An 11082-nucleotide genomic window follows, 5' to 3' on the forward strand; every position below is an offset into this window, starting at 1 on the left:
TATAATCATATTTAATGAAGTGGAGGAGTTTAAAGCTATATATATATTTGTGGAGTAATTAGTAAGGGCTATTAAGCTAAAAAGAATTATCCACATAATGTACATGCTGTGATAATCCCAAAAGAAGGGGTAGCTGATACATATGAATTTGACGAATGGAAGGTACAAGTAAAAAATGGATATTTTGATTATATACCAGAGATAAACGAGCTTCCAGAGAAATATAGAGTACTTAGTGATGACTTTATCACCTGTAGGATATTTAGATGGGCAATTAGATATTTTTATTCTTAATAAATATATTTGATAAAGAATGAAGGAAACATAGATGAATATAATTAACTTAGCTCAAGCTATGGGCAAAAGTAGAGAAGAAGATGTTATTGAATAAATAAATAATATGGTTAAGAGAACAGCAATAAGCATAATGTAGGGAGATTGACTAACCTTTGATATCTTTAATATGAATATTAATAAAAACTTCCTATTAACTACACCATGTAGTTTTACAAAAGAAACAAGAAGACTACTTACAGGAATTATTGCTGCAGCTATTAAAAAAGTTGATATAGATGTCACATTTCACCTTCGAATAAATTATGAGTAGTTAAAGGACCTAGTTTGCAAAAACACTGCAAATAATTTTGTGTAAACTAAATAAAAGGATATTGAATAACATTACTTTCAAGTAAACAATAAGAGAATTATAGGTTATTAGAAGGAGAGTTTTACATTAAACTAATTCTGATAATAATATATTTTAAAAATTCTATATGATACAATTATAAAATAAAGGAAAATAACTTCATGCTAAATTAGCTGAAGAGGCTACTATATAAAATATAAATTTAGGGGTAATAAGTATGTATTTTTTATTTGAGTTTATTTTGGAATTATTATTTGAGGGAGCTACTATTGCAAGTAGTAATAAAAAGCTCAGTAAGTACATAAGGTACCCACTTATATGTTTATTATCTTTTTTCTTTATTATAGTATGTGGAGGAATATTATTTTTAGGAGTTAAGTATCTCTCTGTTAATAAATTAATGGGGATAACTTTGATATGTTTAAGTGTAGGTATTTGTTGTGGAAGTATATTGAAATTCAAAAGCATATAATTATCAAAGGTAAACGGATATTTGTTGTTTAGGTATAGAGAAAAATGGTATATATATTTAGATATGTTTGAATATCATTGAGCATTTAATTATTCTACAAAAGAGTTGTGAGGCTATCTATTAAGTGATTTTTCATCATTTAATAGATAACCTCTTTTTAATTTTTATTTAAAATAATACTCTTTAAAACAAACAAAAATAAAATTTTTTTACAAAATATATGTATTTTTGTTGACATAATTACAATTAATAAATAAAATGTAATAAATGGATTAATATGTAAACAATTTTAATCTGTTTATTATATTTATTTACTAAATGTAAAAGGGGGATAAAAATGATAAGAAGACATTTAGGAAAAAAAATTATTGGGGGCGTACTTGCATTTACTTTATTTATATCGTATTTGCCAGCACAAGGCGCTAAGGCGTATAACAATTCATCTAGAGGTGAATCAGTAAAGTCATTAGCAGAGAAGTATAAAATGGAATTAGACAGAGCTGATGCAGAGCTTAAAAGAAATCCTATTAGAGAAGGGGTTGATACTTCATCACAAGAGTATCAATCAATTATAGTAGAATTTAACTCATTACCACTTATTACTCAAGAGTCTTTAAATGGTGGAATATCAACTTTTGATATGAGTAATTCTGTTGAAAATGAGCATAAAGCTTTTGAAAGCTTTATAAATGCTAAAGGTAAGGAAAGAAAAGAAACATACACTATAAAACATTCATATTACAATACTTTTAATGGTGTTTCTATGTCTATAAAAGGTGTTGATATTGAAGGATTATTAGATAGCGGAGTTGTAAAGGCTATATGGAAAGATGATGTAGTAAAAGCAGATCCAATTGAAAATGAAATTAAAACATATTCTTCAAATACTGAAAATCCTAACTCACGAATGGTTTCAAGTACACCTTTAATAGGTGTAGACAAGCTAAGAGAAGAAGGTTTAACAGGAGAAGGAGTAAAGGTTGGAGTTCTTGATACTGGTATTGATTATAATCATCCAGATTTAAAAGGGAATTTCAAAGGTGGATATGATTTTGTAGACAATGATAATGATCCAATGGAAACAACATATGAAGATTGGCTTAGTAGTGGAGCACCAGAAATAGAGGGAGGTAGTTCTTTCTATACGTCACATGGTACACATGTATCTGGTACAATTGCTGCGACAGGTGAAAATAGTGAAAGTGAATTTGCTGTAACTGGTTTAGCACCTGATGTAGATTTATATGCATATAGAGTTTTAGGACCATATGGCTCAGGAGCAACATCTGGAATAATTGCAGCTATAGAACAATCTGTAAAAGATGAGATGGATGTTATAAACTTATCACTAGGAGCTACTAGCACAAATCCATTATCACCTACATCTATTGCTTGTAATAATGCTTCACTTGCTGGAGTAGTTACAGTAGTTGCAAATGGTAATGCTGGACCAGGACTTTCAACATTAGGGGCTCCAGGAACATCAGCTTTAGCAATATCTGTAGGAGCAAGTAGCACATATATAAATGTAGAAACATTTGATATTAACTTATCAAATGGAAAAACAATAGACGGAAGATTATTTGCAAGAAAATTTGAAAGCTTAGATCCATTTGTTAATGGAGAATATGAAATAGTTAATGTTGGATATGGATTTGAATCTGACTTTATAGATTTAGATGTAAAAAATAAGATAGTTCTTATAGATCGTGGAGAACTTAGCTTTACTGAAAAACTTGCTAATGCAGCAAATGCTGGTGCAGCTGGTGCAATAGTAGTAAACAATATTCCAGGAGAGGAGCTTAATCTTTATCTAGGTGAGGCTGAAAAAAGAGTTCCAGCCATTGCTATAAATATGGAGAATGGAGAAAAGATTAAAGGCTTTATAGAAGAAGCAAATAATAGTGGAAATCCACTAAAGACTACTTTAAAAGTTACAGGTAAAGCAACTACAGAAGGAGATATATTAGCTGATTTTAGCTCAAGAGGACCAGCATCAGATGGAATGATAAAGCCAGATGTAGTAGCACCAGGAGATGCAATATTCTCAACTTATCCTGAATATATTAATAGTCCAGAAGAGGGAATAGATTATAATAATGCGTATTCAAGAATATCAGGTACTTCAATGGCAAGTCCACATGTAGCTGGTGTAGCAGCATTAATGATTCAAAATGATAAAACATTAACTCCTTCAGAGTTAAAGGTTTCCTTAATGAACAGTTCAGTTAATTTAAAGGAAGAATATCCAATAAATGCTGTAGGTGCTGGTAGAGTTGATGCATATAAAGCTGTTCACAATGATGTAAGTATAAGTGTACTTGACAAAAGTGAATCACTTGATGGAAACAACAATTTAATAGAAATAGATTATTTAACAGGTTCTTTATCTTTTGATAGAGTTTATACTAATGATGAAGATAGAGAAAAATCCTTAGCTTTAAGCTTAAATAATAAGGGTGATGTAAATAAAAACTTTAATATTTCAGTAGAATATTTAGGAGAAAAAGCATTAGCAGAAGATGCAAAGGCAAATGGTGTAGTATTAGATGTACCAGAAAAATTAACTGTAAATGCTAAAGAAGATGTTAATATTAATGCAACTATAAAAATTCCAAGTACAGCAGCGCAAGGAAGATATGAAGGATATATAATATTTACTAATGAAGAAGATAGCAATGAAGTTTATAGAACTCCTTTTTCAGTTACTTACACTGAACCAGGAATAAAGACTTTAGACTTCTCTAGACCAGCTATTAGTAATGATTTAGAAATGATGCATTTTATAAAAGATTTAGGAATTTCGGCATATATTGAACCTTCATCACCTATAGATCATATCGAAGTATTTGTAAATGATTATGAAACAGGTGAAAGAATAGGGTTAGCTGGATATATAGATTTATCATATTTACCAGCAGGATATGGAGATGCTTTTTATATGTTAAATTCAAGAGCTTCATATTTCCCAATGGATGGTGATGATATTACCTTTACAAGAAGTTCTTTAACAGATGGAAAGTACACATTAGATGTTGTAGCTTATGCAAATGATCTGCAGGAACCACTTGTATATAATTATAATATTTTAGTTGATAATGAGGATGTACAAATTACTATGGAAGAAAAGGCTGGTGTATATGAAATATCTGATGATATGTACACTACAGAAGAATACTTTGGTGAAATGCATGAAGCTTTCTGGGTTCATGGTAATGTTGATGATAACAGTATAGAAGCATTACAAGAAATGGGACATGATGTAACTAAGAAAGATATAATAATAAATGGATTTATGAATGGAATGCCAAGATGGGGTATACCAGTTGATGAAAATGGTAATTTCAAGATGGGTATTGAAAAATCAGATTTAGAAAATGGTGTTATAGAAATTTCTCCAATGCCAACAGATATTGCAACATCTCAAAATCTATTTATGCCACCAAGATATTTCTTTGTTAAAGAAGGAATGCCATATAGTAGTATAACATTAGATAAGAAAGATATGTCTAAAGGGGAAAATATAGTATCAACTATATCTGTTAAAAATTTAGATGGTGGAAGTAATTTTAATTATGTATTAACTTATTTAAAAGACTTTGAAATTATGGATATTAAACTTAATAAAGACCTTCAAAAAATTGTTAATGAAAAAGGTTATAAGTACACTATAGATAAAAAGATACAAGGCGCAATGGTTAGATATATTGAATTAAATTTAAATATAACAGACAAGGATGGAAATAATGTTGATATATCTGGTGACTTAGGATTATTAGATATAGAATTTAAATTAGTTGACGATTCAAACTGTGAGTTTTACAGAGAATATATTGAGTGTAGATATTTAACTGTTAAAGATAAAGATGGTAATATTACAAATATGTCTAATAAAGCAACTTATGAAGGTGTAAACATTAAACAAAGTACATCATCAGTTAGGGCTCAACAAGTAGGTGAAGGTTTCTTATTAGCAAATGAGAGAGGAAAATACAATTCAAATTTAGATAAGTATATTTGGGTAGAAGATACTGAAGGTAATAAGTATGAATTAATTTATAGTAGTGCAAATGATGAGTATATTGCACAGGATTTACCAACATCTAAAGAGGAGTATAAGGTTGTAACTGATTTACCAGGACATTTTAGAAAAGAGGCAAAATTTATTCCATCTAGAATGGTTAATGGAGAAACTTTAGGAAAGGTGTACTATTTATTAGGTTCAGAATTCTATAACTATGCTTTAGCAGGTGATGTTAATAAGGATGATGTTATAGATATTCATGATGCTTTAGAAGTTGAAAAGTATTATGGACAAAAAGTTGATTATAATGAGGTTCCAGTAGATTTTAATTTTGATGGTATTGTTGATTGTGATGATCTTGATTTTATAATTTTTAATTTCTTGAGAGGTAATGAACAAAATTCATCAAAAAAGACTCCAGAAGCTTCTTATAATGGAAGAACTCTTGAAGATATAATAAAATCAACAGGATATTATGATGAAATAAGATTAGAAGAAATAAGCATTAATGAAACTTATTTATCATTAGATGTAAATGATGTGGAAAATAATACTGCTCAACTTGTTATTACAGCAAATCCAGCTGAAGCTCCGTTAGAATTAGTTTGGGAATCTAAATGTGAAGATATTGCAACTGTTGATGGAAATGGTTTAGTTACAGCTGTTAATCCAGGAGAAACAGATATAAAGGTTTCATTAGCTAATGGTTCAGCAACGTTATATTGTGCTATTACAGTAACTAAGGATGGAGTTATTCCACAAATAGAAGATGTTATTGTAGAAAAAGATAAGTTTGATATTTATGTAGGGGAAGAGGCCGAATTAAACTTTTCTTTAAATACAGAAGATATTGTTGTTAAATCAATAAAGTATCTTTCAACAGCAGATAGTATTGCAACAGTAGTAGATGGTAAAGTTGTTGGTAAAGCTGAAGGAAAAGCAATTATTACAGCTGCTATAAATGATGGTGCAGGATATGCTACGTGGGAAATTACAGTTAAGGAAAAAGAAGAAGTAGAAGATGTTAAGAAGGTAACTAATTTAAGAGTTACTGAAAAGCATTCTAATTCAGTTAAATTAGAGTGGGAAGCACCTAAAACAGGTACAGAAGTAGCTGAATATATAATTTATAAAGACGGTAAAGAAATTGATAGAGTTAAAGCTAATGATAGATTAGAATATGAAGTTACAGACTTAAAAGCAAACACAATTTATGGATTTAAAGTTGTGTCAGAAGGTACTAGGGGAATGAAAAGTAAACCAGTATCTGTTAATGTAAGAACTGAAAAATAATAAAAAGTAGCCAGTGTAATTATTATAATTATACTGGCTTTTTCTATGGTGTGCCCAGCATAGGCGTTAATTAGTTAAACAATTTTAAGAATAATATAAATTATTAGTGCTCTGGAAACCATAGAGGTCCAGAGCATTTTTAATATACAGAATAATAATTTGTACTTTAATTAACTTTACAGATTAAAATGATGTCCATCCTCCATCAGTTTGTAAAATAGCACCCGTCATATGAGTAGAATCATCAGATGCTAAAAACAGTATAGATGCTGCTTGTTCTTCAGACGTTGCATCCATATTTGTTGCACTCTTTAATATGCTCTTAGTTTTTTGTCCTGCCATTGATTGAGCTGTAGCAGGGTCAATACCATTTGCAATAGCTGCTTCTCTTTTAGCTTTTACATAAGCCATAGCTTCATGTACCATTGGAGTATCAGTACCTGCTGGGTTTACTGAATTTACTCTTATTCCATATCGTGCATAATCTAAAGCTAAATTTTTTGTTAATCCATTTACAGCATGCTTAGAAGCTACATAGGCAGGATTCCCAGGAAGTCCTGTAATACCAGCTATTGATGCATTATTTATTATAACTCCACCTATATTTTTATCTATAAATGCATTTATTTCATGTTTACAACAGTAAAATACTGAGTAGAAGTTGTTTTGCATTGTGTAGTCAAGTTTTTCCTTATCAAGCTGATGGACAGGGCTTGGTTGACCCATAACACCTGCATTGTTAACAGCTATATCTATTTTTCCGTATTTTTCTAAGGCTTTTTTAACCATTATTTCTGATGACTCTTCTTTAGATAAATCTAATTGCATAAAGATAGCATCACCATTGTCTTCTAAAACCTTATTTAGAGTTTCTTCGCCCTCTTCTTTTTTTATATCAACTAAAACTAGTTTAGCTCCTTCCTTTGAAGCTCTAAGAGCTGTTGCTCTTCCTATACCTGTAGCAGCCCCTGTTATAATCATAACCTTATTGTCAAATCTTCCTTCAAAATACTTTATCATCTTTAAAACTCCTTATATATTATACTTTAAATTTCTTCATCACAAAATGTATAAATGTTTTCTGATTTACTCATTTTTCTCAAAATCTTATAAAGCTGTATTAATTCATCTTCAGAAATGTCTTTAATAAGCTCCTTTTCCCACTTTTTTGATATATCTAGTATTGCTTCTCTTTTTTCTTTTGCATAATCAGTTAAATAAATATAAAATTTTCTTTTATCCTGGTTATCTTGAACTTTTTCAATATATCCTTCTGACATTAACTTTGAGATAACTCTTGTTGTAATAGCTTTATCTACACCTATTTTTTCTGTTAACTCGTCATGGGTTAAGCCATCTTTTATATATAGGTATACTAAAAATTGATATTGACCTGCACCTATTCCATAATCTTTATATTCCTTACCTAAATAGGAGAGACCTTGTCTATAAAATTGATTGATATATCTGCTAATTGATTCGGTTTCATACATTTTCATAAAATTCTGCTCCTTTTATGATAGTTAGTTATTTTATTCTTTTATCTTATATTGAAGTAGTTTGCTTTTTAACATAGCGTCATATCTTTTTGTTTCACATAAGCTAGCATTTTCAATCTCATAAACATGTTGATTATATTCCATTTTAAGATCATCATTATAACGCTTTAAATTATAAGAAAAAACATACTTATTTATAAGAAGACCAAGAATACATCCTAAGGTTGTAAAAATAACTCTTAATATAAGTACCTCACTATTAGCTCCACCACCCATGGCAACACTACCTAAAGCTGAAACAGCTATTAAAGAAGTAGATATATAATATTTTTTCACAAATAGGTTTATATATGCTAAAAATATTGTAATATTAAGTCTAACCATATTGTCTGAAACTAATGAGAAGATAATAACAAATAAGACTATACCTATAAATGTACCTAACACTCTTTCTAATGATTTTTTTAAGGTACCTTCTATACTAGGTTGTATTATAGCTATGAGAGGGAATATCATCCATCTACCATATGTTATATTAAATACTTCACTTAATAAGATTATAGTACTTATTGAAATTGATAATTTCAATGCAAACTTAAAGCTAAAAGAGTCTGTTTTTATTGGTTTAATTAAGTGTTTAATGTATGAAACCGTATTATCTTCTTTTTCTCCACTTTCTAATAACTCTATTGCTTTAGGTATTTCACTTAGTGTTTCTGCAATATTATTTAGAATAGTAGTTTCTGCTTCTAAGCTTAAATTTTCTATAGTATATATTATATTTTTCTTAATTTCTTCATTAAGATTAGAAGTGGGAGAATACTTATCAATTTCTTTTAATAGGTTCTTTACTTCATATAAAAAATTTTTTTCATTTGAATTTAGTGAAGGTTTTTCAGATAAATTACTTAGTAAACCATATAACTTTTCAATAGTTAAGACTAAAGATACTATTCCCTTATTCTTTGATGTCATAACCTTTCCTTTTGAACGGTTATCATATATTGCTTTTATTACTAATTGAGCTAAAGGATAAATTTCTTCCTTTGAAAACTTTTCATACTTTTCATCTAAAAGATAGTTAATTCGCTGAATTGTCATAGATATAATACCTTGTTTAGTACCTAAAATAGTCTTTTTAAATCTATCTTTATTAAGAACTAATTGAACAATCAAGATGTAGACACAGCCTACAAATAGAGCTACAATTCTCATTGGTAAATCATTTAAGCTTGCTGGCGCAGACATTTTCATGAAAATATAAGCTAGTAAAAATGGAAAATATAAGTTTTCTTTATATGTATTTGACCCTTCATAAACAATTAAAAATATAACCACTAGGTTTATTATAAATCCTAAAATAGGATTAATATTGCTTAAAGAAGCGCATAGTCCTATTATCAACATAACCATTGAAATGCAAAATGTCTTTTTCATAATATTTTCTCTTAAGTCTATTGCTAAGAGACTTAGTGCAATAACAACGATAGATACAGCCACTATTGAATTTGACATTCCAAAGATTTTTGCGAAAATGTTAATAAATATTGAATTTGCTATAAAAGTTAAGGTTTGAGTAATAAATTGTTTTTTATTAATAAAATCACCGCCTTGAATTAGTTGACATGTCAACTGTATTATACTTCTAATTAGTTGATATGTCAACTAATTGAAATCTAATTTTACTATTATTAGACATATCAATTCTTTTATTGAATATTTAATGCTAAACTTGATGTATATTTTTAATCATATTAAATTTTCTTTAAATATTCGTCATTTATAAGAGACGTAGGATTAACTTTGTAAGTTTATTATTTATAAATGTACAAAATAATATTCATATAATCAATAAATCCTAGGATAGCAATCAAGTCCTAGGATAGAGGTTAAGATATAGTTGAAAGTAATTAAAATATTATTTGATGAAATTTTACTTTACATTATTAAAATATTTATTATAAATGGATTATGTGATAAAATTATAAAATATAAGCAAAGGAAAAAGTATTAATGATAAAAGCGGGGGAGATTTATGAAGAGAAAATATTTATTATTGATGGTATCTTTTTCACTTAGTACTATGTTATTTTTATCTGGATGTAATTCAAGTGAGGTTGGAGAAGAATCTTTAATATCTAATGTTCAAGATAACATTACTGAAGATAGTTATAAGGGAAAGGATAATAATACTGAAAAAAATCAAGTTGCGAAAAATAGGGAAGAAGATAAAATTGAGAGAGTTGTAGAACCTGGTTATGAAAATATAGAAAAGTTTTTAGATGAAGAGTATGCTAACAAGGCATTTCAAGGGGTAGCCTTAGTTGCAAAAGGCGATGATATTAAATTTGCAAAGGCTTACGGCTATGCAGATGTTGAGGAAAATAGAGAAAATACATTATCTACTCGTTTTGCAATTGCATCTAACACAAAGCAATTTACTGCTGCGGCTGTAATGCAATTAATAGAAAAAAATAAGATTAACTTAGATCAAACAATAGACAAGTATTTTCCAGATTATAAATATGGAAGTCAAATTACTATAAGAAGCTTACTTCAAATGCGATCAGGAATGCCAGATTACTTAAATGAAGTTGAACTATATTTTAAGGATGATGAATCTAAAAACATTCTTAAGGAATATGAAAATACAAAGTATTTTGATAAATATGTTGAAGATAAAAGATGGAACAAGGATATAATAATAAGGAATTTAAATTTAACTGATTTACATTCTGAACCAAATGCAGTGTATGATTACTGCAATACAAACTATTATTTACTTGGATTGATAATAGAAAAAGAAAGTGGAATGACTTACGAAGAGTATATAGAAAAAAAAATATTTGAGCCTACTAAAATGACTACTAGTAGTATGAAGATGGAAGAGGGTGATGCTAGAGGTCATGGAAGTCCAGAATCTGGAAAGATAGTAGCTAATCCAAACTTTACTTATGCTGCAGGAAATATATATTCAAATGTTTTCGATATGCTTAGATGGAATAGAATGCTTCATAAAGGTGATATTATATCAAGAGAATCTTATATAGCGATGACTACTCCAGTAGATAACTATGGATATGGTGTCTTTGTCGAAGATGGTATTATAAGGCATAGTGGAGTTATAGATGGTTTTAATTCAAATACT

6 protein-coding genes are annotated in these 11082 nt (G+C 28.8%); 3 read left to right on the top strand and 3 right to left on the bottom strand.

Annotated features, from left to right (window positions below; genetic code table 11):
• Positions 1-108: 108 nt before the first annotated feature.
• Both ACRDBA_RS15535 and ACRDBA_RS15540 read left to right on the top strand, forming a co-directional pair.
• Entirely contained in the window at positions 109-294 is a 186-nt protein-coding gene (locus ACRDBA_RS15535) for a hypothetical protein (protein ID WP_438573837.1), read from the top strand.
• Between the two features lie 1161 nt (positions 295-1455).
• The gene (locus ACRDBA_RS15540) at positions 1456-6435 is read left to right on the top strand and encodes a S8 family serine peptidase (RefSeq protein ID WP_438573838.1); all 4980 of its coding nucleotides are present in this window, start codon (positions 1456-1458) and stop codon (positions 6433-6435) included.
• A 183-nt stretch (positions 6436-6618) separates the two neighbouring features.
• On the opposite strand, the gene ACRDBA_RS15545 is transcribed toward ACRDBA_RS15540, so the two are convergent.
• From ACRDBA_RS15545 to ACRDBA_RS15555, 3 genes are read right to left on the bottom strand one after another with little or no spacing between them, the layout of a single operon-like run.
• Complete coding sequence (locus ACRDBA_RS15545; protein WP_438573839.1) at positions 6619-7455, bottom strand: SDR family NAD(P)-dependent oxidoreductase; 837 nt, start codon at positions 7453-7455, stop codon at positions 6619-6621.
• A gap of 26 nt (positions 7456-7481) precedes the next feature.
• Positions 7482-7934 carry a MarR family winged helix-turn-helix transcriptional regulator gene (locus ACRDBA_RS15550; protein ID WP_438573840.1) on the bottom strand — a complete coding sequence of 151 codons (453 nt, stop codon included), beginning with the start codon at positions 7932-7934 and terminating at the stop codon, positions 7482-7484.
• A 33-nt stretch (positions 7935-7967) separates the two neighbouring features.
• The gene (locus ACRDBA_RS15555) at positions 7968-9566 is read right to left on the bottom strand and encodes an FUSC family protein (RefSeq protein ID WP_438573841.1); all 1599 of its coding nucleotides are present in this window, start codon (positions 9564-9566) and stop codon (positions 7968-7970) included.
• A 403-nt stretch (positions 9567-9969) separates the two neighbouring features.
• Between ACRDBA_RS15555 and ACRDBA_RS15560 the strand changes: the two genes are divergently transcribed.
• The coding region (locus ACRDBA_RS15560; RefSeq protein ID WP_438573842.1) for a serine hydrolase domain-containing protein at positions 9970-11082 on the top strand (1113 nt) is incomplete at its 3' end.

The sequence above is a fragment of the Clostridium sp. genome (assembly GCF_051654825.1).
In the GTDB taxonomy this organism is placed as follows: domain Bacteria; phylum Bacillota; class Clostridia; order Clostridiales; family Clostridiaceae; genus Clostridium.